Consider the following 21,847-nt stretch of genomic DNA (forward strand, 5'->3'; position numbering starts at 1 on the left):
TGTTGGACATCGGGAGCAACTCAGTATACTGATCCTCAGTGTACTGACAATACCATTTGTGTTATCCGAGGGGTCCCATGGGCACGACCGACCGCGATTACCAAAACAAACCGGGCCATCTTGCCCGCCGCTTCCAGCAGATCGCCGTTGCAGTGTTCCAATCCGAGATGGATGCGATCGGATGCGACATAACGCCCGTTCAATACGCCGCGCTTGCCGCGATAAATACCTGTCCAGGTCTCGACCAGGCAAGCCTGGCAAAGGAGATCGCCCTTGATCGCACTACGATCACAGGCGTCGTCGACAGATTGCAAAGCAAAGGCCTCATTGAGCGGAGCATCAGCAAGAACGACAGGCGCGCGCGCGCCTTGGCTGTTACTGCGGAAGGACGATCGACTCTTGAGCTGGTCCGCCCGGGCGTGGAAGCAGCCCAACGGCTCATGACCCGAGGGCTGAGCGCACAAGAGGCGAACGAGCTCCTGCGCCTCCTGCGCAAAGCGGTTGACGGAGCCAATGACCTCAGCCGTGCGCCGCAACGGATCTGAGATCGACCCTTCAGTTGTCTGACATCAGGCCAAGCGAAGCGGTCACTGCCAAAGCTTCCTTGCGTACCAGAGCCACGAGCTTCTCGATGCTGCCCTCCGGCGTGGTCTCTTCCGCCACGACCAGTGACAGGCACGCGAACACGTCGCCATTGGGCGACAGGATCGGCGCGGCAATACCGATCACTCCCTTGTCGACCTCACCGTGGGTGACGCTGTAGCCGGCGCGCCGTATCAGCCGCAGATTCCGGCGGAACGACTTGAGGTCCGATCCGAGGCCAGCCTCCTCAATATCAATCCGATCGTCATGAAAGCAGCGAACAATCAGTCGTGGAGACAAGTGGGCCAGGATAATCTTGGACACCGAACCGCGGTAAAGCGGCATCGGCCGCCCCCGTTCATAGCTGATCGTTAGCGGATGGTAGCCTTTGCGTCGTTGATCGACACACATGACACGGCGGTCGAAAATTCTTGCAAGAATGACCACACTCCTGTCCGGCCCACGATTGATCAGATTGTCCATCGCATCCTGGGCTGCCAGCACAAGCGGGTCGGTCCCCCGTGCGACCCTGTCCAGATGAATGACCGCTGGACCAATCACATAACGACCGGCGGAGAAATCCGTGATCAGACCAGCTTCGTTCAAGCTGCGAAAATACCGATAGGCCGTGCTCGTCGGGATTCCAGTGCGGCTAGCCGCTGCTTCGACGGTCCATTGCGGCTCCTCTATCGAGAACAGTCCCAATAACCCCAATGCCTTATCAACTGTACCCACACCTGCTCCTCACGATGGACAGCCCATTCTATCGAGCCGGCTGGCGATCGCAACATGAGGTCAGCCCCCTGATACGGCACCAAACGACTTCAACCCTAACCGCATGCCTGCGGGAGCAAAATTCATTCCCGCTTCTTGCCATGTGATAATTGGAATTGCAAACTGCTCGCAATCTGGCCACCGTGCCGAATACGGAATTGCAGGGCTAGGACAATCCTGCCCATATTGAAATATGCGATACCAAGGGATTAGAAATGGCCACTGAAATGACCTACATTTCAAGAGAAAAGGATTCCCGCGCAGGTTGGGTTGTTGTGTTTTCTGCGTTTATTGGAATGATGCTTAGCGTAGGCGTCCTAGTCATTTATACGTATGGCGTATTGGCTACGGCAATGGCGTCCGATTTGGGATGGGATGTCGTCGATAGAAACATGATATTTGTTTCGTATAGTCTTGGGTCTGCTCTGTTCGGCCCATTGTGGGGGGTCGCAGCCGATCGCATCGGGGCTCGGCGAATTATCATTTTTTCGACTGTCATGCTGAGCATCTGCTTCGTCGCGATTGCAGCGGTTCCGCGTGACCCGGTGGTTGCGGGCCTGGCATTTCTTGCGGTCGGCATTCTGGCCGGCGGGACCTTGCCGCCCGCCTTCGCCAGCATCGTGGTGGGCTGGTTTGACCGGTTCCGCGGCCTCGCCCTTGGCGCGACCATGCTGGGCGTCGGGGTCGGCGCGGCCGTTTTCCCCATCCTGGCAGCACAGATAACCGAACATTTCGGCTGGCGGATTACCGCACTGTCCTTTGCCGGCATGGTCTTTGCCGTCGCCCTGCCAATTGCGATAGTCTTCCTGCGACCGTTTTCAGAGCCCATGGCCGCCCCAGCGAATGGCCGGGCCGCGGGATCGAGGTTCGATTGGTCCGCCTTTCGTACCCCCCGGACTTGGCTCATGCTGGCCTTTGCGTTCTTCACCGGCGCCGTGCTGGTTTCCTGCGTCGCCAACTTCGTACCCCTTCTGATGGCCCGCAACCTGAGCCTGACCGACGCCGCCACCTATCAGTCCCTCCTTGGCGCGGCCATCCTGGTCGGCCGCTTGGCCGGCGGCGCGGCATTCGACCGGATTTTCGCGCCCAGGGTTATGGCCACCATTCTCCTGATAACCGCCGGCGGGCTCTTGACGCTCCAGTTCGGCAGTTCTTCGTTCGCGTTTGCCGTGGCCGCGCTCGGCATCGGCCTGAGCATCGGGGCCGAGGTCGATTTCCTCGGGTTCATGATCAGCAAGTACTTCGACCGGTCGGTGTTTACGACGATGTTCTCGCTGATGTTTGCATCCTATTCGCTCGGAGCCACCGGAGGGCCAATCGTCTTTGCCGCACTAGCGAGCAGGACCGGCAACTACGATCTGGCCCTAACCATGTGCTGGTCGTCGATCGCGGTGCTGATGATCGCCATCCTCTTTCTGCCTCGCTACAACTCCGCGCAACGGGCAGTGTGAGCCTACCGCGCCGGCAGGACGGATCGGCAAGGGCGCGCGCGCACCCCACATTCGCGGGGACAGGAGCCCTGCCCCCGCGAAGCGCGCAACACCCCACGGCAGTCGTCAGATTCGGAATTCGGAGAACGTTTCCGGTGCGAACATGTCCTCGACCGTCAACTGCCGGGGCGAAAGACCCTGCTCATGGTGGTAGCGCGTGAACGTCTCTATGACGTGCCGATTGCGATCGATGCCGTAGGGCCACCATTCCTTGCCCATGGTTGCGATCGTGTCCTCGACCGCAGCGATCTGCCAGGGCAGCATTGTCTTGAGTGACGCCGAGACCATCAGTTGTTCGTAGACAAGCTTCTGAGCCTCGACAAACGCCTTGTACAGGGCCTGGGCGACCCAACGGTTCTTCTCGTAGACATCGCGACGAATCGCGACGACATGCATGATCGGGAATATGCCCGTCTTCGCGAAATAGGCCTTCTCGACCGCGACGAAGTCCGGAAACAGGCGCCGGACCTTATCGGGTTCGGAATAGAAGGTCGAAGGCGCGCGGGGCGCATAGACCGCGTCAAGCTCGCCATCGGCGATCATTCGCGAAATGGTCTGCTCAGGTCCGATCGGAATGACCTTGAACTTCTCGGGGAGATTGATCTTGAGCTTTTCCTCTCGGCCCGGTTCCTCTTCCCCGCCGAAGAAATAGGTCACCGAGGACGGATCGACGCCGTATTCATCCTGCAGGATACCGCGGATCCACACCGGCGCGGTAAGCTGATACTCCGGCACGCCGATCCGCTTGCCGACAAGATCCGAAGGCTTTTCGATCCCGCTTTTCGCCGAAACGAAGATGCCAGCATGCCGGAAGAAGCGCGAAGGAAAGACCGGGATGGCGATGAAACCTGGATCCTCGCGCCCCAGCGTGACGCAATAGGACGACATCGACATTTCGGCCACGTCAAACTCGCGGTTGCGGATCATGCGGAAGAACGTCTCTTCGACATCCAGAACTTGGAAATTGAGATCGATCCCGTCGGGCCGAACCTGGCCGGTCTGGAGTGCTTCGGTCCGGTCATATCCCCAGCAGGCGAAAGATAGATTGAGACGGCTCATTGGATGGTGTTTCCTTATGACTCTTGAATGATGGTCTGGGGCTTGACGTCGGCCGCGATGCGGCTGGATTCCAGCAGTGCGGCGCAGCAGGCCATGGTTTCGAGACCCCACCAGCCATCGTGGACTGGTGGCCTCGCGCCGACGATCGAGGCGACGAAGTCCTCGATCACATTGGCTCGGGGCAACGTCGGCGCGGCGATCGGAATGGTCTCGCGTCGTTCATCGCCAAAGACCTCGATCGAGGCCGGCAGCAGCTTGAGGTCGGCCCGCTCACAGCTCACGAGGACGAATCCAAAATGTTCGTGGTGAGGCGCGCTGGCCGGATCGCCCGCAGAGGCCGATCCGAACGTCCGGGCCAGCTTGGCATTGATTTCGTCCTGCTGCGAAAGCTGCTTCAGTGCTTTCCGGGCTTCCCCATAGCACACAGGATCCTTCGGCCGGCCCAGCTCCGAAATCCAGCCGAGCAACTCGTCGCTGTCATAGTGGGCATAGCCGCTGTAAGTGAGCGTGGCCACGGTGCCGGATGCAAACGTCATGAGCGCGGAGTAAGCCCCTTCGCTTGGCCGCAATGCATCCCAGTTAGCTGCAACCGCGCGGATCGATTCCACTGGCTGACGCACGATGCGCCGCACCACATCGATCTGGTGCGCCGCCTGGCTGTAGACCACGCCGCCGCCGCGCTCGCTGTCCAGTTCCTCGGGCCGTCGCGGACGATACATGAAATCGGTGTAGTTGAAGGCGTTGACCAGACGCACCTTGCCATAGCGCCCCGATGCCACGAGTTCCGCCGCAACGCGAACCGGCTCGTCGAAGGCGTGGCTCGGGCCGACCATGAGCACCCTGCCGGCCTTCTCCGCCGCCCTTGCCATCGCAGCGCAATCGCCGACCGAAGTCGCCATTGGCTTCTCGACCAGCACATGCTTGCCCGCCTCGAGCGCAGCAATGGCCTGAGCGGCGTGCAGCTCGTGCGGTGTGGCGATGTAGACCGCATCCACGCCCGAATCTGCCAGCAATGCCTCATACGTGCGGTGCACCGTCGCACCAAACTGCGACTCGAACCGGACGAGGGCCTCATCGCGCAGGTCGTGGGCCGCGCTCAGCTGCACCGCAGGATGGGCACGAAGGGCAGGCAAGGTCAACATGAAACCTCGTCCGAGACCCACGATTCCGAGGCGTATGTGTTTCAACGCTAACCTTTCGCACAATTGGGGAACTGAATTGGGCGGCCCCGCTTGAATTCCCGATAGTTCTATATAGAAGCATATGCAAGCTACTCAGAGTGCGGACATGCACCGCCGGCAAGCCAAATTTGACCGTCGGCGGCGAAGCCAATCTCCATGCATGCAATGAAACAAGGGAAACACGATGCGCAGAGTATTCGAAACGAAGCAACCGGAGGATCGGGCCAATGTCCAAGCCTGAAACGGTTGCCGGACTTGGTCGCCAGGAACTCGCGAGCTTCGTGACTGCCGTGCTTGCCGAGGATCTGGGCACCGGCGGCGACGTTACCACCAATCTGACGATTGGAGATGGCCTTCGCCTCAGCGCAGTCATCGCTACCCGACAGGATATCGTGGTGGCGGGCCTGGAGCTGGGAGTCGCATTTTTCCGCCAGCTGGATCCTGGCATCAAGATCGAACTTCTGAAGAGCGACGGCGAACGCGCCGCACGGGGAGACGTGTTGATGCGCCTGGAGGGCAATGGTCGCGCCATGCTTTCGGCCGAACGATCGGCGCTCAACAGCCTGCAGCACCTGTCAGGCATAGCCACGCTCACCCGCGAATATGCGGACAAGATCGCCGGAACCGGATGCACCTTGCTCGACACCCGCAAGACGATTCCCGGCCTCAGGGTCATCGAGAAATATGCAGCCCGCATGGGCGGTGCCACCAATCACCGCATGCGGCTCGATGATGGAGTCCTGATCAAGGACAATCATATCGCGCTGTGCGGTGGTGTCGAACGGGCAGTTGGCCTCGCCAAGGCATCTGAACACGAAATCCAGGTCGAGGTCGACCTGCTGGAGCAGATCGAACTCGCGCTGGCGGCGGGGGCGGAGCGGCTGCTGTGCGACAACATGTCTGCCGCGATGCTGCGCGAAGCCGTGAAGATCGTCGGCGGCAGGGTTCCGATCGAAGCTTCCGGCGGCGTCAGGCTCGACACCATCCGGGAGATCGCGGAGACCGGCGTGGACTTCGTCTCGGTCGGGCGGATCACGCAGAGCGCCCCCGCTGCCGACATCGGGCTGGACTACAGCCCGGCCTGATCAATCCCGGAGAGGACCGACCCACCCCATAGAAAAGTCGCTAGGGAGAAACACAATGACACCTGAACAGAATGACCTGCTTTGCCGCGTTGAAGGCAATGCCCCGATGGGCCGCCTGATGCGCCAGCATTGGCTTCCGGCCTGCATGATCGAGGAAGTCGCCGAACCCGACGGCACTCCACTGCGCGTTCGCTTGCTCGGCGAAAACATGGTGGTGTTCCGGGACAGCGAAGGCAGGATCGGCGCACTCGACGAACTTTGCCCGCATCGCCGCGCCTCGCTGGCCTTTGGCCGCAACGAAGAATGCGGATTGCGCTGTCTCTACCATGGCTGGAAGTTCGACGTGAACGGCAACGCCCTCGACATGTCCTCCGAGCCCGCCGACGCCAAGCTGCGCGAGACGATGAAGACCAAGGCCTATCCGGTTCGTGAAGCGGGGGGATTTGTCTGGGTCTGGATGGGTGATACCGACAATGTGCTGCCTTTCGATCCGCCCAACTGGACTGCCGCTCCGGCAGACAAGATCAGCATCGTGAAGATGCATGGAGCCTGCAACTGGGCTCAGATACTTGAAGGATCGATCGATTCTGCGCACAGTTCGAGCCTGCATTCCACCAACATGCCCACGGCAACCGAAGTGAGCGGATCGACCGCGACCGACAGCGCCTGGCTGCGCCCATCGGCCGACAAGGCGCCACGTATCGAGGTTCAGAAGACCCCGTTCGGCTTCCGTTATGTTGCAATCCGCAAGCCGATCGTCGAACCCGACAAGCAGGACTATGTGCGGATGACGCTGTTTGTCGCCCCTTACACGGTCCACATTCCGTCGAACGACCAATACCACCTTAGCCAGATGCTGGTGCCGGTCGATGACGAGAACACCATGTTCTACTGGATTGCCTGGCACCCCGAGAAAGGGATTTCGCAGGATGCCTGGCGGAAGTTCTGCGGTGCCGAACTCGGCCAGGATGTCGAGCCGGTCACGTTCAAGAAGATCCGTAACGCCGAAAACAACTATCTGCAGGATCGCGCCGCGATGAAGGCCGGGGACTTCACCGGCATCTACGGCATTCCGGCACAGGACATGGCCATGTGGGAATCGATGGGTCCGATCGCGGACCGCAGCGAGGATCGCCTAGGATCGAGCGACAAGGCTATCTTCACGTTCCGGACGCTGATGTATCGTGCGGCCCAAGCCGTGGAACGCGGCGAGCCCGCGATCGGGACAGGGGAGTCGCGCATTCCCCATGCCAAGCTGATGTCCTTTGAGGGCATGGTGCCCAAGGGCGACGACTGGCGCCTTCTCAATGTCTCCGATGAGGAACGCCGACTTTCGAGCGCGGCGGAGGACAAGGGAGATCTTGTCGAAGATCTGGCCGGCTGAGGCGCGGCAAAGTGGTCACGCCCCACTTCGCTTGCGCGTAGAAAATTGATAGTGCGGCCGTGTTCGACATTTTTTTCGTACACGGTCACGCACCCGGCGCGGCCGTCATCTTGAGATCTGGGAGAATCCGCGTTGCCGAACCCGAGACCGCAAACGCTCCAGCCCGAAGAGAGTCTTGGCTACCAGGTCCGGCGCTGTCACCGCAGGTTTGACAGGTTGCTCAATTCGGTCTTGGCGCGCGAGGGGCTGAAGGCAGGGTATTGGTATTATCTGCGAGCCTTGTGGTTAGAGGACGGTCTGACTCAAAAACAACTCAGCGATCGGACAAATGTCGCTGAAAACACAACCGTTGTAATGATCAACGGCATGGTTGCGGATGGTCTGGTCGAGCGCAGGCAACAGCTTGGCGACCGGCGCAAACAGAACATCGTGCTGACAGAGCCCGGTCGCGAGCTGGAAACCAGGCTGATGCATCATGCCACCAGCATCAATGGCTTGGCGTCAGCCGATATTCCGGCAGATGAAGTGGCAATCTGCCTATCGGTACTCGCAAGAGTTTCGAGAAACCTGGCTGCCGAACTCCGATTGCGGACCGAAGCAGTCGCTTGCGACGATTGATGAGATGAGCAGTCTGATGCGGTGGACAGCCAAATAGTCGGTGGAAGGCTCAGTATTCTTTGGTCGTTCGGAGTCAAGCCAGACCTTACCATGTAGGAATGACAACGAGCGCGAACCAAGCCGAATTTCGTCTGGCAATGCGGCGGCTAGCCGCAACTGTGACCGTCCTGACGCTGGAGCTTGAAGGTCAACCATTCGGAATGGTTGCAACCGCGGTTTGCTCGCTGGCGCTTGAACCGCCAAGCATTCTGGCGTGCATCAACAAGTCCGCTTTCCTGCATGATGAGTTTGCCGGATGCACAAGGTTCGGGCTGAACATATTAGAGCGGTTTCCACTCATTCCGGTTCATACCCGCACGAGCTGAAGTAGTTTGCGCATTCGGCGGGTTGGAAGATGTCGACGAGCCTGCCGATCAGCCCCCACAGCCCGCTGACGGTTCGTTCGCCCGCCTTGCGCAGCATGGCTTTCAGGCGAGAGAATGCTTTTTCTATAGGATTGAAGTCGGGGCTGTAGGGCGGGAGGAAGCGCAGGGTTGCTCCCGCCGCTTCGATCCGTTCTTTCACGGCGGCCCGCTTGTGGCTTGAAAGGTTGTCCATGATGACGACGTCGCCGGGCCGCAACTCTGGCACCAAAACCTGCGCCACATAGGCTTCGAACCAGTCGCCGTTGATCGGACCATCGAGCACCATCGGCGCGACCATGCCGGTCATTCGCAGGCCGGCCACCAGCGTGGTGGTCTTGCGATGACCATGCGGGTAGCCCATCCGCAGCCGCTCACCCTTGGCGCAACGGCCGTGGCTGCGGGTCATGTTGGTGGCGGTCCAGGTCTCGTCGATGAAAACGAGGCGTTCGGGTTCGAGGTCGATCTGTCCGTCGAACCAGCGCTGGCGTTGCCTCAGGACGTCGGGACGATCTTGCTCGATCGCGTGCCCGGTCTTTTTTTGCGCGTGATCCCGTGACGGACGAAAAAGCGATGCACGGTGCCGATCCCAACCAAGGTGCCGCGCTCGATCAGCCGCGCCTGAACCTCGACCAGGGTCATGTCGCCCTGCTCGGCGATCAGTTCCCGAATGAAGTCACCGTGCGCTTCGATCCTGCCCGAATGACGGTCGCCACCTGTGAGCGGACGGAATTGACTGCAACGAGCCGATTTTGAAGCGCCCCAAGGACCGACAAAATTACCTGCAGTGGCCACGGCTACATTTCCGTTCGGCTTCACTTGTCACCTTCTCACCTTCCCCAGCATAGCCGCTGCGGCATTCGAGGCAGGGGCGAGCTTGCGTCCATAGCGCAGCGCGGTCGATGTCGATGTCCAGCGCAGCGCCTGGGCAACAGGGCCTGCATCGGCCCCGCTGGCAAATAGATCCTGTGTCAGCCCGACCCTCAACGAATGCGTACTGAGCGCAGCTATAGCGCGATCGAGCTTCTTGCCCATCAGCGTCACCAGACCCGCATCGGCTGCGGCGCGGGCGCGGCGCTTGATAATATGCCGCACAGCAGTGGGCGTGAGCGCTGCCGACCCGATCGCATAGGTGACTCCGGGATCGCGTGCTTGCACGGCGGCCATTCGCTCCCGGTCCACCTTCGCATTAGGCGCAAGATCGGCCATGGTCAGCGCCCGGCGCGCGAGAACTACTTTGCGTCGCCGCACGGCGATCCGGCAAAACAGCGGGCCTGCGCTAATTGCGCTCACATCGCGCCATAACGCAATCCGCCGCATGGTGTCTGGCGAGACCCAGACATAGCTCCCCTCCCCCAGCTGGTCGGTTTTGGATCGCTCGATATGAAGCAGGCCCGAGCCATCGTCCTGAAGCTGGACACTTTCGCAAGTAGCCGCGACCAGCTCGGACACCCTGAGCCCGGCATCATAGCCAAGCGACAGCAACGCCGCATCGCGCAAGCCCGGCGGATCGCCGCCACAGGCATCGAGCAGCGCGGTGAGAGTCAAGCCTTTGGCTGGCTCGCGGCCGATCTCGGCGCCGAACCGCAAGGGGCCCGCCTGGCGCTGCGCCACGCCCTGTCGCTTGCGCATGCCGCGCAAGGCATCGCGCACCAGCGGTGCCGCAGTCGCCGATGGCAGATCGAGGATACGGTGCACCGCGCCCAGCGAGGCAACTTTGCGCGAAATCGTTGCAGGACTTTGCCGCCTGGCCTCGAGATGGCCGATGTACCCGGTCAAGCGCTCGGGCGAAGCCGGGAGTCCTGGCCGAGGATGATCGAGGCAAAACCCGCTGTAGCATTCAAGATCGGCAGCCAAAGCGCGCAGTGTCGCGCTGCTGCGTGCGGCGAGCGCGGTGGTGAAGTTAAGCTCGGCGACCTGGGTCCCCTCCCCCAGCAAGGATCCGAGGACCGCGACAAGGCGTTCTTTGTGCGTCGGCTTCGTTGACCGGCGGCGTTGCGGCAGAATGCCTTCGCCCGAGGCGAGCACCGTGACAATTTCGGCGCTCGCCGCTGGAACAATAGCGGTGGGGAGTGTTTTGACTTTCCTTGGCGACGCTGCGCGGCTCATTTCCCGGGAATAGCCGCGCAAATTGGCAATGTCACTACCGATAAGATACCATTATCATTAGTGCGTAAAAAGACCATGCCAAGGATGGTGCAGTTAAGTCCTGTTTGCTAGACTTCCTGAAATGGCGAATTTCGAAGCCCATTTTACCGGATTCCATCCGCTCCAGTCGGACGAAGACGCCTCGCCCGAAGCGCTCATGCTGGCCCGTTCGCGCGCCGCGCTTTCATGGGGCCGACTGCAGGGGCTGGTAGCACATCTCGAGCCCGGCGTCGCCCATCTGCTCGCCGCCAGCGTCATTCATGCACAGCTGTGTGAAGCCCTGCTCCAGGCGGGTCATGCCGGTGCCGCCGCGCAGTTCGATCTCTGGTTTTGCTGCCTAGCCGCAGCGCCAACAGAAGGCCCGCACGTGTTCGCGAGGCCGTGGGGAATCGCCGATGCGATCCTCGCCGAACTGTCGCTGGCCCGCTGGGAGCCGGTCGCGCGGGTCGCGCAGCAACTGCGGGCGGCAGCCGGCTCAGATCACGGGATCGTCGGCCCCGCTGACGCGCTCTCGCCGCGCGAGGCGATCGCGCTCGCCGGCCAGCTGGCGAGCGTTGCGGAACAGCACGGCGAAAGCACCTGGCCGCTTGCGGCCATCGACGACCTCCATACGCAGGCTGCGGCATCGGCCCACTTCGCCCCCGCCGAACCCGAGCACCGGCTGCTCGAGTTTCCGGGCGGGCCGATGGCCTTCGCGCAGCCGCGCGCCAGACCGCCGCTCTGGGCAATCGATCTTGCGGCAGGCCAGGCCCTATCCGCCGCCACCCCCGGGATGGTCCCCCTCCCCTGCCCCGGCGCGCTGCGCGCCGAGGCACTGGCGCCCTGGCTCTGGCCGCGCGAGCGCGACATTCTGGTGGCCGACGCGCTCACGGCCTGCGCCGACCGGCTCGCCAAGCTGGTCGAACAGGCCCGGACGCGCCATTCCCACATGACCCGCGCGCTCGCCGCCCTGCGCTCGAATTCGCGCGCGCCCCTGCTCTACACCCTGCTCGCCGGGTTCGGGCCCTTGCGTCCGGGCCAGATCGAACGCGCGCTGCACCTGTCCAAGAACGGCGTGCGCGAACTGGTCAAATCGCTGAAATCCGCTAGTCTTGCCGATATCGAGCGGCATCGTGGTCAGATTCTGATCCGTGCGAGCTTGGCTGACGGCAAGGCGAGCGAGTCCGGTCCTGGACCGGGCCCGTCTCCCGTGCTCTCGGCCGAAAGCCTCGCCGAATTTGATGCAGCGATGGCCGCCATCGACCGGCTGCTCGCGCGCTCGAATGCGTCGCCATCGAACGAGTGACCCGGCAGGTCGAGAACAGTGCGAAACGCGGGATGGGCGAAGCGCCGGCTCAACCGCTCGTGCAACAGTCTCGGATTTCCCAGGCAATCCTCCCAAGGATCGGGGCGCCCGGTCGCCGGGGGAACGGCATCATCCGCCATTCCGCACTGTTTCAGGAAAAACAGCGCATCCTGGAACCCGCGTAAGCAGGTCAGCGGGGATTTCGCAGCACCGACAATCTCGGCCGCATAGCGGCGGCGCACCTCGCTCGCCAGCACCGCGCGCCGTCGGCGTAGCATTTGCGCCGCATGCACCGCAGGGTAGTTCCGCCAGGCCTGCTCAAGCTTCTGTCCGGCTACTTCCAGCACGTGGCGCTTGCGGCCAAGCTGACGCAGGCCCACCGCTGTGATCGCAGCCGCGAGATCCGCTAGCCCGGGCACGGAGCCGCTGGAGCCACGCCTCGCCGGACTATACACCGGCTGCGCATCGAAGCGGAATAGTCGCTCCACCCGTTCGGCTTGTTCCACATTGCTGCTGTGCAGCGCCGCCAGCAAGAGGTGGCGCGACGGCGCAAAATGAAACCGGTTGCCGACCAACGCCGCCATGTATCGCCTTGAAAACGCGTAGGAGTTGGGCTCACTGCCGCGCAGGTGGGCACGGGAAATGACGCGATTCCAGGCGAGGCGCGTGGCGACCAGGGTAAACCGCGCCATCTGCTCGCCTGTCCGGTCCACCGTCTCCTCCAGCAGCCGCTTCGCCGCCATCGTGCGCCCCAGCACCACGATGCTGCGAAGGTCGGTCAGCAGCAGATCGTGGTGCTCGCAGCGCAGGGCAACCCGCAGGATCCAGTTGCGTTCGATCCGCCACGGCGCGCCGCTTTCCAGCCAGTCGAGCCAACATTGCGGGCACCCGATCGAGCGCAGCGCCGGCGGCAGCAGGTCACCGCGTGTGCAGCCCACCAAAGTCCTCGAAATCGCCTTCTCGGGCAGGGCCGTCGCCCAGGCCAACCGCTCGACCATGACCCGGTGCCGCTGCGCGGTGCCATAGGCTGACGAGGCCAGATCGCAGGCGGCCAGCACTGTCTCGATGCCGAGATGCGCGAACAGCGCCTTGCGCGTCGTTTCGTGCCGCGCGGCGAGGCGCTGCAGCCAGGATTCGAAGCATTCCCCGGCCATCGGCCTGACCCGGTAGGCCAGCGGCTCTATCTCGCTCCTTCCCGCTCCAGCGCTCATCCCGGCACTCAATCCGGGCTATAGGGGGTAAAGAGCTGCAAGGCCTGGCTGATATCGTCATGCGTCACCAGCGCCCGATCGTGCCGTTTCGCAACCTTGGCCGACCAGTGCAGGATCCGCTTGAAATTGCCGGTTACCCCGCCGCTTTCGCGCCAAATCCGCTCGGCAAATGCGGGCGCGGCGAGATGCTCGGGCACCGCCATCCCCATTCCGCGCGCCAGTGCCCTGATCAGCCGCTGCGAGGGCTCGCCCGGCTCCCACAGGGGCAATTTGAGCATGATCGAACGATAGGCCAGCTCGACATCGTCGGCGAATATCTGACGGGCGACATCCAGCCCGGCCACGACCAGCGGCACATTGCCTGCGCTCATCAGGAAGCGCAAGGCATCGAGCGTGTCGCGCCGCGCGACCCCGCTCGCGGTCAGGATCACATGGACATTGTCGATCGCGACCAGCCTCGTCCCCTGCGCGGCCAACAGATCGACAACCTTGAAATCGGCGGTTTTGTGCGTGTTGGCCCGGATCGGCCAGCCCTGCTGCCAGAGCAGGGCCAGGTTGATCTTGAGCGAGGTCGGGCTCGAGGGAATGACCGTGCGCAGGACCGGTTGGTAGCGGGCTTCGCCCCAATCGGCAGGTTCGGGGAAAGCCTCGGTCAGACGCCGCTGCGCTTCGCGCAGGATCGAGGTCTTGCCCATGCCGGACTGGCCTGTGAGCACGATGCAGGTCGGTCGCTCTTCCGGATCGTCATGCGCGACCTCGACGATGGTTTCGACGGCGTTGCGCGCTTCCTTGAAATCGATCCAGAATGAGGCTGCCTGGACCGGTAATCGCGTCAGCGCCGCGGTGCTCACGATTGCACCTTCAACCAGGAATCCTCGCCAAGTTCCGCGACCGGTCTCCACTGAACGGGCGGCTTTTCAGGCCTTTCGGGTGACCGCAGATCCGCGAGCGTCGTCCCCTCCCCTTCCCGCCGTTTCGCCCGGCGCCGGGCCTCCTTGGTGCGCAGGCGAGCCTGATGGATTTCCTGGTTGGCGGCAGCAATCGCGCGGGCCGTCGCCGTCCGCCCGCCATCGGCCTGGTAAGCCCGGCCCATGGCCCTCACCCTGGCTCTGGCAGCTTCCCAGTCCGCCTCCCAGACATCGGGATATTGACCGATAACCGCCAGTTGCACGAAACTGCCATCGAGCTCGGCATAGACATGCTGGATCGTCCGCTCGTCCCAGCTGACCTCGATCTTCTGGCCGATTCGCTGGCCAAGCGCCGGGTGCCAGTAATGGCGGTGTTTGATCTGGATCCCCCGGGAATGGACCGTCAGCGATTTCGACGGCAGAAATTGGCGGAAAAGCTCATCAGTATTGCACGAAACCGGAAGCAAGGGGCCATGTCGCGCCGCCTCGCGTTCCCACACCTGCACCGGGCACAGGCCGCCAAGCGCGGAATGCGGCGCGTGATGATAAACCGCGATCTGGCACAGCAGCCAGCGCTCGAATTCTGCCAGGGTCATCGCCGCGTCGGCTTCGGCATCGTAGCCATCGCGTGCCGACACGTTCGATCCCGTCGCACCCGGTAAAAGCCGCAGTTTTCCGACCATTGTTCCGATCAGCCGCTCGATATGGCCGCCCAGATGGGCCGGGCCGGGTTTGCGGACATCCGGGTCGATGCCATTGCGCACGCAGGCCCGCCGGAACGACTCCGAGCGATGCGGCTTGGCCTGATCGGCATGCAGGCGCCGGAACAGGCCGAACATCGGGTAGCTGACATCGACGCCCAGATGCGCGAGAACAGGCTGCTTGGGCAGCAGCGCGCTCGCAACGGCCCTGCCACACCGGAAAATCGAGGGATCGCCGAAGCTGACATAGTAGCCGAGAATCGAACGGGTCCAGATTTCAATCAGGAACGTGATCCACAGCCGTCCGAGCTCTTCCCGCCTCAGGCTATCGACCAGGATGACGTCACCCCTGGTATGGTCCATCTGGACAAGATCGAGGAAACCATCGCTGTGGTATTCCCCAGGATGCGCTTCCTGCGCGCTGCGGGTCTTGGAGCCCATGCTGGCCTTGGCCCACACACTGCTCGCAATCTCGGCCAGCAGCCGCTCGATGGTCTTCTCGCTCGGGATCAGATCGGCGGAAAACCGATGTTCTCCGTTGTCGGCATGGAGCAGTCCCCAAATCTGCCGCGCCGCTTCCGCACGCGAGGGAGGCACCATCTTGAGCGCGATCTCATCGATCAGTGCGTCAATAGCACCTCTGACTTCGGGATCTATCCGGTGTGAGCCAACAACCGGCCCTCGCGGCTTCGGCGCAAGCGATTCGGCCACGGGATGGTCCCGGTAGCGCGCGGCCAGCGTCCGAATCTGCCGTTCCTTGAGACCGGTAGCCTCGGAAATTGCTGCGACCTGAGCGCTCGTCACCGGCCCAGACTGTGAAATGTGTTCCCGGAAATGCGGGAAAAGGGCCAATCCCGCCTCCAGAGATTTGAGGCTGCGTCTGGGCGCAGGAGAAGGCTTTCGCTCAATCATAGGATTGGCTCCACGACAACTTCCCCTGCGCGCGGGAATGTAGCTCAATCTGGCTGCTACCGCGATGGTGGAATCGGGCTCGGACAGAGTGTCCTGCAGAAACTATGATCTATGTATCTGATTTATCGCCGTTTAGACGAACTGCGGTCTATTATGTCGGCTGACACAAGGACGCGCGCGAGAGCTTCTCATCGACATTTGCGGCCGCCGACCGGGCGCTGGACCGGCTCGATGCCCTACTCCCGGCGCGCGAGCCCCTGGCAGCCCTGACCGAATGGCTCCACCAGCTGCGTGAGCACGAAGTCGACTTCCTCGAGGGCGGCAGCGAAGAAGTGCTGATCGAGGGCCGCGTGTTCCAGCGGTTCGCGCAGCGCGGGAGTGCCTGGGCCGCCTCGCTCGCGGCCGCGATGCGCCCGCAGCTGTTCGCGCTGGGCGCGGCGCCGCTGGCGCTTGCCGGGCTCGCCCCGCGCAACCTCTTCCGCGCCGAGCCCGAACGCCCCCTCCCCGCCCTGCTGGCGGGTTCAATCGGCGCTGCAGCGAGCGACGTCGCCACGGACCTAGCCGCCGTCACGGCCATGGTTGCGCGCGGGGAAGAATGCCTCGCGGGCCTCTACGCCTCGTCGCAGGCGCCGGCGATGTGGCAGCTGATTGGCGGGCTGGGTCCCCTCACCCGCGCCGAACTGGCGCGAGCGCTCGGCGTGACCCGCCGCACCGCCTCACAAGCCGCCCAGGCGCTCGAGAAGGCTGATCTGGCCGCCTTGCGCCCCGGAGACCATGCGCTGGCCCCCAAACGCCCCAGAATGGCCTCCTGAGGGCTTCCCGCGGCTAGAACGAGACTTCGCGGTGCGCCACCCCGATCCGCTTGGGCGCGGACGCCCGGCGGCGCAGCAACTGGAGCGCAAAGCGCGACGCCTCGTCCTCGCTCGCAAACGAGACCGCCCTCCCCTGGCAGTGCGAACCGATCCGCCCCAGGCGATTTGTGACGCGACTAACGGACCCGATGACGCCCCCCAAAAGGTCAGGACGTCAGGATAGCCTCGATGGCCTTCAAGACTTCAGTTGCCGAAGCGCCGCTACGCGCAGGCACCTTGAAGGTATATCCGCTTCTTGCAGAATGGGCATAGCGCAAGATCACTTTGCCAGCGGCACCCTTCACTTCGACCTCGCCGCCAGCAGGCTTTGCAGGAACGACAGTTGCCCGAATAAGGCGCTTTGCGACTTCCGGAGCGGGCAAAGCCGTTCCCAGATCGTCGCGCTCAGCAACAATTGCCCTGCTTTCTGCGACCATCAAGTCCAGAGTGCGCTTCTCTGAAGTGAGTGGCTTAATGTCTCTTGCGATGCGGACGGTGATGCCATGCGTGTCGGGAAAGGCATTCACTATCTCGGCTGGCAACCGCGCCACATCGAGCAGGCGGCTGAGCCATGAGCGCGAAATCTTCAGATGCTCTGCCATTTCACTCTGGTTGGAATCGTAGAACTCCTCCAGCGCCCGTGAATACTCCTTCGCCCGCTCCCAGTCTGAGATATCTTTGCGCGACCGGTTCTCGATGTCCGAAACCCTGAACGCTTCCTCGTCGGAAACGTTTTGGATCGTGACGAGGTATTCATATTCCGGATGATGATGCTCACGGAGCCATTGAACGGTCCACCATCGCCTTACGCCCGCGATAATTTCGAAATCGTAGTCTGGGTCATCCTTGAGTCGGCGCACGATCGCAGGAATGCGCTGCTTCTTAGCGGAGAGGAATGCATCAATGAGATCGCGGCAACTCTCTTCGTTCAAGTGGTCCAGATCGCGGTTGTGCAGACGCCAGGGACGACAACGAGCCGGGTTGACCCACTCGGTGCGATCCGTGACGACTTTACCGGCAGCAATTCTTGCAAGGCTCTGGCTACGGCTCGCCATAATGCTTTCCGATGGCGCGGGGCTGCCGACGTCGATTTCGTCGTCGAGCCCCTCTGTCAAACTGCTGCCGAAGCCTCGGTTACCCTTTGCCATCGCCTACTCCAAACCTTTCAAATCACTTTTGTCGGCTGCTTGTTGCCACGTGGCAACAAGCCCTATCCGTGCCTCGATTTCACCCTGCTTCTTGGTACGTTGCCACGTGGCAACGGCCCTAGACCGCCTCCCCTGCCCTGCTCGCCCAGGACCGAATGACATCCGCCTCGATTTCTCTGCAAACGTCGCTCAAATACTTCATGCACCGGTTGTGAACCTCGTGGGACGTCACCGGTCGATCAAGTTCAAAGACTGTCTTCATGCGCGAGCTGGCATTGTCGATTTCTGCGCTGGTCTTGAGGACAGAAGTCGCCATCGAACCCCCGAAGACCTGCCGCATCATCGAGAGAATTTCGCGGTGCATGGACTTGCTTTCATCCACCCTGCTGCCAACGAGGCGGATAAAGTTGTAGGCAGGCTTCACCCGCTTCGCGAGCTGCTCGAGCTGCTTCATCGTTGTACGCGCCATGTCGATAAACGACACGGTCGATGCGAAGTCGATGACGCTCGGCGGCACAGGAATTACCATCGCATTAGCCGCCTGCAGCACTGCCATCGAAACCATGCCAAGTGCCGGAGGCGGATCCATGATGACGATGTCGTAGTCATCGACGACCGTATCGATGGCTTCGGCAATCAGGTCGATGATGTCGAAGTTCTGATTTTGTGCCAAGTAGCCCGCGATCTCGTATTCTAGATTATAGAGCTTGAGATTGGCGGGGATCAGGTCGAGCCCGAAAAAGTGCGTCTTCCGGATGATCGAGCGAACGCCCAACAGTTCAGGATTATGGAAGTGTCCGTAGAGGGTATCATCCTCGGTCAAATCGACATCCGGCCGATAGCCAAACATCATTGTCGAACTGGCCTGGCTGTCGCAGTCGATAAACAAAACCCTGTAGCCGTGAATCGCAAAGTGCTGTGCGAGATGCAGGGCCACGGTCGACTTACCGACGCCCCCTTTGAAGTTCGAGACGGAGATGACCGCCGGGGTGTCCGTCGGAGCGCGCCACGGGCGAGTGCCAAATACGGCACGCATATGATCCAATTCTTCCAATGAGTACTGGACCCGGTGGCCAGAAGCGGTTCGGTCGCGCTGGGGGAGGCGACCATCACGCTCCGCTTCGCGAATTGCAGACGCTGTTCGCCCCACAAGGGAGGCTGCTTTCGAAATGGAATACGATGGGCCAACCTTTTGCCCGGTCTCCGGATCGAGCGCACCGTCACGAATGCGCTTCAGGATGGTGAGGGCCTTGCGGTGCAGATTGCCAAGGCCGTCTTCCAAGAGTTCATCGGGTTGTGCGTCGAGCGCTGCGTCGGTAGCCATGATCACCGCTTTGTGAGATTGAGGGCGCCAATTAGCACTCTTGGCAGTTTCGAGCAAACTTCGGCCACCAACCTTACAGATTGACCGATGATCTCCGTGCCCTTTTGCGAATCAGGAGTCGGCCATATGCAGCACGTAGTGGTTCAGACCGATGATGTCGGGTCCAGGGAAGGGGGCCAGCAGGCGACATTCCAACAGTCAGTTGGGCGCCCAGACGGCCGAATTGATCGGGCTGTGGACAATCACCGATGATCTCGGTGCAAGCCGATGAATTCAGTGCGTTTCCCAGATGATCTCGGTTCCCTTTGGACCGATGATCTCGGAGCCCATACCTACTAAAGGAATCTCCTAGAAAAACCGATTCGCGAATCGCTTTTTTCAAAATTGAGATTGGATTTGGTTTCACCCCGCCAAACCGCTCCGAGATCATCGGCCAACTTGGAGGTTTTAGGCCCGGAAACCCGTCAAAACTGCCAATGGCCTTGCTTTCGAAGCTCAAACCTGTTGTTTAGCGACCAACCCGAGGCTCCAATGAGTCGGGAAGGGACGGTTCAATGAGCGGAGACACACTGCGTCCAATCGGACATCAATACGCCCTAGCAATGCTAGGCGGCGGTGAAGAGCGAGTCCGCTCTCTAGCGCAGTCTGCGGGCACTCAGCTTACGATGGATGCCTTCCTTCGCGTCCAGGACGAAGAACCCGTTCCGGCATTTCTGCATTCCGCATTGTGCGCCATGTCGCTTCCGACCAAGCGTCCGAAAGACGATACTCTACCGATTCTTCGCGAAGACGGAAAATATGCATTAGCCATCAATCCACGGCCGGTTCTCCAGACGGTGGACGGTAAGCCCGTGCTACGAAGCGTTGGTGTGCCCTATGGAGCTTATCCCCGCGTCGCGCTGATCTATCTGCTTTCTCAGGCCGTCACTAAGCGATCGCGAGACGTTTATTTGGGGCGTAATTTCACGGAATGGATGCGCCGACTTGGCTACCAGACCGTCTCTTATGGCCCACGGGGAACGGCCAATCTGATGCGCGAGCAAGTCGACCGACTGCTTGCGTGTGAATGGCAAATTCGTTGGGAAGGCAACGACGCCGGCGACAACGCATTCGCCGTGCGAGACGTAAAGATTTCAAACGAATACGCCGGATCGCTGGAAAAGAATGGCGCGTTTGCTCGCGAAATCCGGATGTCTGAGGCGTTCTATAGTCACCTTATCGACCACGCCGTTCCGTTGAACGAGATTGCAATCCGTGAGCTCAAGGGCACGCCCACAGCGCTCGATCTCTATACGTACCTCGCGTATAGGCTCCCGCGCATCAGCAGCGATCGAGGCCAGGTAATCTCGTGGGACCAGTTGGCCAAGCACTTGGGGAACGACGCAGACAGCAAACGCTTCCGCCAGACTGTACGCGAAACAATGCAATTGGTCTCCGCTGTCTACCCAAACGCTGACGTCGATTTCAGCGGCAGGAAAGTAGTGCTGCGGCCTTCGCCGGCACCTTTAGAGCGGAAGCTCGTTGGCCCGCACTTGCGGTTGCTGGGCGCTCCGGCCACGGAAACCGCACCGAGATCATCGGTCACCAAAGCTCCTCGGTCGACTGTCCGGGACATCAAGGTCTCCGAGCCCGTATTCCCTTTCCCAGCAGGCAGCCTGACCTATGGCGAAAGGGAAACTAAGTTCCGAGCAATCGGGCTTGAGAAGGGTAAGCCCTGGTGCGTCGACACCATGGCGAACGCATTCCGCAGCGGCTTTCCCGGTATCAAACAAGAGCGGACCGATGCGGAGTGGCTGAGAGTCTGGGAAGCATTTGTCATTCGTTATGCCGAGCGACGCGCAAATTCGGATGCTGGCTGACCGATGATTTCCGAGCACTTCGGTTAAGCTGAAGCGCAGGACGAGGGGGAGGGGAGTAGGGTCGAACTGGGCAGTCATGCCCATCGTCAACAACAATCCCAGTCCGGACCTACGCAGCCTTGTTCGGCGCCTCGGTGGCACGTGGTCCGGTAATACCGCAATGTGTCGGTGCCCTTGCCATGCCGACAGAACCCCATCTCTGTCCATCCGCCAAGGTGATCGAGCCATTCTCGTAACTTGCCACGCAGGTTGCGACAGCCGGGACGTAATCAGAGCTCTTCGACGCATAGCAGACCTGCCGACGGTCGATGCCTCTGGCATGACCCCCAGCTTTCAGCGCAACACGGGAATTCACCTCGCAATCTGGCAAGCCGGTCGACCAATCGAAGGGACTTTGGCGGAGCGATATGTGCGCGGGGTTCGCCAGATCTGGGCACCACTCGAAGACCTGCGCTTTCACCCCCGTTGTGCGCGAGGGCAGGGGAAGCTGGCCAGCTTCGAGCCGGCACTCCTCGTCGCGATGCGCAAGGAGGGCGCTATTGCCGCGATCCAGCGGATTTTCCTCGATCCGGCGACATCGACCTACACCGACAAGCTGGTCCTGGGACAGGCTATTGGCGCGGCATGGACCAATGGCCCGCCAGCCAAGACCATCGGCATCTGCGAGGGCTTCGAGACTGCGGCTGCCTATACGTCGCTCACGGGTATCCAGGCCTGGGCGACGATGGGTGCCAAACGCTTCCACCAGGTCGACATCCCGGCGTCAGTCGAAACCCTCATCCTGCTGGCCGACAACGACGCCGAGGGCAGGCGGGCCCGCGATCGCGCTGCCGAAACCTACCGCCGCCCCGGCCTCGCAATCGAGACCGAATGGCCGCCGGGCCGCATGAACGACTGGGCGCAGCTCCTGAAGCGGTGAGGGGAGG

19 protein-coding genes and 1 pseudogene are annotated in these 21,847 nt (G+C 61.6%); 9 read left to right on the forward strand and 11 right to left on the reverse strand.

The annotated features are described in order from the left end of the window. The first annotated feature begins 77 nt into the window (after window positions 1–77). Window positions 78–545, forward strand: coding sequence for a MarR family winged helix-turn-helix transcriptional regulator (locus tag NSE01_RS19180; protein WP_011608126.1), 468 nt, complete (start codon window positions 78–80; stop codon window positions 543–545). Window positions 546–555: 10 nt separating this feature from the next. Here the strand turns inward: NSE01_RS19180 and NSE01_RS19185 are convergent, their stop codons facing one another. Continuing rightward, window positions 556–1,317 (reverse strand): IclR family transcriptional regulator, encoded by a 762-nt coding sequence (locus NSE01_RS19185; RefSeq protein WP_092959632.1) that lies wholly within the window; start codon window positions 1,315–1,317, stop codon window positions 556–558. A 254-nt stretch (window positions 1,318–1,571) separates the two neighbouring features. On the opposite strand from NSE01_RS19185, the gene NSE01_RS19190 reads away from it, so the two are divergent. Then, window positions 1,572–2,807 (forward strand): MFS transporter, encoded by a 1,236-nt coding sequence (locus NSE01_RS19190; protein WP_011608124.1) that lies wholly within the window; start codon window positions 1,572–1,574, stop codon window positions 2,805–2,807. Between the two features lie 105 nt (window positions 2,808–2,912). Here NSE01_RS19190 and NSE01_RS19195 read toward each other — a convergent pair whose 3' ends face one another. Continuing rightward, the gene (locus NSE01_RS19195; protein WP_147161228.1) at window positions 2,913–3,905 is read right to left on the reverse strand and encodes an ABC transporter substrate-binding protein; all 993 of its coding nucleotides are present in this window, start codon (window positions 3,903–3,905) and stop codon (window positions 2,913–2,915) included. 14 nt (window positions 3,906–3,919) lie between these two features. Then, window positions 3,920–5,110 (reverse strand): Gfo/Idh/MocA family protein, encoded by a 1,191-nt coding sequence (locus NSE01_RS19200; RefSeq protein ID WP_281289535.1) that lies wholly within the window; start codon window positions 5,108–5,110, stop codon window positions 3,920–3,922. Between the two features lie 203 nt (window positions 5,111–5,313). Between NSE01_RS19200 and nadC the strand changes: the two genes are divergently transcribed. The 4 genes from nadC to NSE01_RS21985 all read left to right on the forward strand — a co-directional run bounded on the left by nadC (window position 5,314) and on the right by NSE01_RS21985 (window position 8,538). Next, window positions 5,314–6,171 (forward strand): carboxylating nicotinate-nucleotide diphosphorylase, encoded by an 858-nt coding sequence (gene nadC / locus NSE01_RS19205; RefSeq protein WP_147161230.1) that lies wholly within the window; start codon window positions 5,314–5,316, stop codon window positions 6,169–6,171. Window positions 6,172–6,226: 55 nt separating this feature from the next. Further along, the gene (locus NSE01_RS19210) at window positions 6,227–7,555 is read left to right on the forward strand and encodes a Rieske 2Fe-2S domain-containing protein (protein WP_011608120.1); all 1,329 of its coding nucleotides are present in this window, start codon (window positions 6,227–6,229) and stop codon (window positions 7,553–7,555) included. Window positions 7,556–7,771: 216 nt separating this feature from the next. Continuing rightward, window positions 7,772–8,173, forward strand: a complete 402-nt coding sequence (locus NSE01_RS19215) for a MarR family winged helix-turn-helix transcriptional regulator (protein WP_230461519.1) — start codon at window positions 7,772–7,774, stop codon at window positions 8,171–8,173. A 137-nt stretch (window positions 8,174–8,310) separates the two neighbouring features. Then, window positions 8,311–8,538 carry a flavin reductase gene (locus NSE01_RS21985; RefSeq protein ID WP_368655946.1) on the forward strand — a complete coding sequence of 76 codons (228 nt, stop codon included), beginning with the start codon at window positions 8,311–8,313 and terminating at the stop codon, window positions 8,536–8,538. On the opposite strand, the pseudogene NSE01_RS19225 reads toward NSE01_RS21985, so the two are convergent. The 5 genes and pseudogenes from NSE01_RS19225 to NSE01_RS19245 form a co-directional block, all read right to left on the reverse strand. Beyond that, window positions 8,510–9,312: pseudogene (locus NSE01_RS19225) on the reverse strand (IS630 family transposase); the annotation flags it as partial. The gene NSE01_RS21985 and the pseudogene NSE01_RS19225 sit on opposite strands and share 29 nt — an antisense overlap. Window positions 9,313–9,396: 84 nt before the next feature. Beyond that, complete coding sequence (locus NSE01_RS19230) at window positions 9,397–10,683, reverse strand: site-specific integrase (protein ID WP_062345282.1); 1,287 nt, start codon at window positions 10,681–10,683, stop codon at window positions 9,397–9,399. Window positions 10,684–11,838: 1,155 nt separating this feature from the next. After that, entirely contained in the window at window positions 11,839–13,218 is a 1,380-nt protein-coding gene (locus NSE01_RS19235) for a TniQ family protein (protein WP_092960436.1), read from the reverse strand. Between the two features lie 8 nt (window positions 13,219–13,226). After that, on the reverse strand, window positions 13,227–14,069 hold the full coding sequence (locus tag NSE01_RS19240; RefSeq protein WP_011608113.1) for a TniB family NTP-binding protein: 843 nt from the start codon (window positions 14,067–14,069) through the stop codon (window positions 13,227–13,229). After that, complete coding sequence (locus NSE01_RS19245; RefSeq protein ID WP_147161231.1) at window positions 14,066–15,739, reverse strand: TnsB C-terminal domain-containing protein; 1,674 nt, start codon at window positions 15,737–15,739, stop codon at window positions 14,066–14,068. The genes NSE01_RS19240 and NSE01_RS19245 overlap by 4 nt, the downstream gene beginning before the upstream one ends. 332 nt (window positions 15,740–16,071) lie before the next feature. On the opposite strand from NSE01_RS19245, the gene NSE01_RS19250 reads away from it, so the two are divergent. After that, the gene (locus tag NSE01_RS19250; protein ID WP_011608111.1) at window positions 16,072–16,551 is read left to right on the forward strand and encodes a MarR family transcriptional regulator; all 480 of its coding nucleotides are present in this window, start codon (window positions 16,072–16,074) and stop codon (window positions 16,549–16,551) included. Between the two features lie 13 nt (window positions 16,552–16,564). On the opposite strand, the gene NSE01_RS21990 is transcribed toward NSE01_RS19250, so the two are convergent. From NSE01_RS21990 to NSE01_RS19265, 3 genes are all read right to left on the reverse strand, one after another. Beyond that, window positions 16,565–16,753, reverse strand: a complete 189-nt coding sequence (locus NSE01_RS21990; RefSeq protein ID WP_011608110.1) for a WGR domain-containing protein — start codon at window positions 16,751–16,753, stop codon at window positions 16,565–16,567. A 4-nt stretch (window positions 16,754–16,757) separates the two neighbouring features. After that, on the reverse strand, window positions 16,758–17,738 hold the full coding sequence (locus NSE01_RS19260; RefSeq protein WP_011608109.1) for a ParB/RepB/Spo0J family partition protein: 981 nt from the start codon (window positions 17,736–17,738) through the stop codon (window positions 16,758–16,760). Window positions 17,739–17,856: 118 nt separating this feature from the next. Next, the gene (locus NSE01_RS19265) at window positions 17,857–19,062 is read right to left on the reverse strand and encodes an AAA family ATPase (protein ID WP_147161232.1); all 1,206 of its coding nucleotides are present in this window, start codon (window positions 19,060–19,062) and stop codon (window positions 17,857–17,859) included. A 554-nt stretch (window positions 19,063–19,616) separates the two neighbouring features. Between NSE01_RS19265 and NSE01_RS19270 the strand changes: the two genes are divergently transcribed. Together NSE01_RS19270 and NSE01_RS21380 are read left to right on the forward strand one after the other, a co-directional pair. After that, window positions 19,617–20,921 (forward strand): replication protein RepA, encoded by a 1,305-nt coding sequence (locus NSE01_RS19270; protein ID WP_011608107.1) that lies wholly within the window; start codon window positions 19,617–19,619, stop codon window positions 20,919–20,921. 319 nt (window positions 20,922–21,240) lie between these two features. Beyond that, the gene (locus NSE01_RS21380) at window positions 21,241–21,840 is read left to right on the forward strand and encodes a DUF7146 domain-containing protein (RefSeq protein ID WP_238828878.1); all 600 of its coding nucleotides are present in this window, start codon (window positions 21,241–21,243) and stop codon (window positions 21,838–21,840) included. Window positions 21,841–21,847: the final 7 nt, after the last annotated feature.

This window comes from Novosphingobium sediminis (assembly GCF_007991615.1).
GTDB classification, from domain to species: Bacteria; Pseudomonadota; Alphaproteobacteria; order Sphingomonadales; family Sphingomonadaceae; genus Novosphingobium; species Novosphingobium sediminis.

Coding starts and splice junctions, on each gene's coding strand:
- NSE01_RS19235 (WP_092960436.1), bottom strand. CDS start 13,218: ATGAGCGCTGGAGCGGGAAGGAGCGAGATAGAGCCGCTGGCCTACCGG.
- NSE01_RS21985 (WP_368655946.1), top strand. CDS start 8,311: ATGCGGCGGCTAGCCGCAACTGTGACCGTCCTGACGCTGGAGCTTGAA.
- NSE01_RS19260 (WP_011608109.1), bottom strand. CDS start 17,738: ATGGCAAAGGGTAACCGAGGCTTCGGCAGCAGTTTGACAGAGGGGCTC.
- NSE01_RS19245 (WP_147161231.1), bottom strand. CDS start 15,739: ATGATTGAGCGAAAGCCTTCTCCTGCGCCCAGACGCAGCCTCAAATCT.
- NSE01_RS19265 (WP_147161232.1), bottom strand. CDS start 19,062: ATGGCTACCGACGCAGCGCTCGACGCACAACCCGATGAACTCTTGGAA.
- nadC (WP_147161230.1), top strand. CDS start 5,314: ATGTCCAAGCCTGAAACGGTTGCCGGACTTGGTCGCCAGGAACTCGCG.
- NSE01_RS19180 (WP_011608126.1), top strand. CDS start 78: ATGGGCACGACCGACCGCGATTACCAAAACAAACCGGGCCATCTTGCC.
- NSE01_RS19210 (WP_011608120.1), top strand. CDS start 6,227: ATGACACCTGAACAGAATGACCTGCTTTGCCGCGTTGAAGGCAATGCC.
- NSE01_RS19230 (WP_062345282.1), bottom strand. CDS start 10,683: ATGAGCCGCGCAGCGTCGCCAAGGAAAGTCAAAACACTCCCCACCGCT.
- NSE01_RS19190 (WP_011608124.1), top strand. CDS start 1,572: ATGGCCACTGAAATGACCTACATTTCAAGAGAAAAGGATTCCCGCGCA.
- NSE01_RS19270 (WP_011608107.1), top strand. CDS start 19,617: ATGAGCGGAGACACACTGCGTCCAATCGGACATCAATACGCCCTAGCA.
- NSE01_RS19195 (WP_147161228.1), bottom strand. CDS start 3,905: ATGAGCCGTCTCAATCTATCTTTCGCCTGCTGGGGATATGACCGGACC.
- NSE01_RS21380 (WP_238828878.1), top strand. CDS start 21,241: ATGACCCCCAGCTTTCAGCGCAACACGGGAATTCACCTCGCAATCTGG.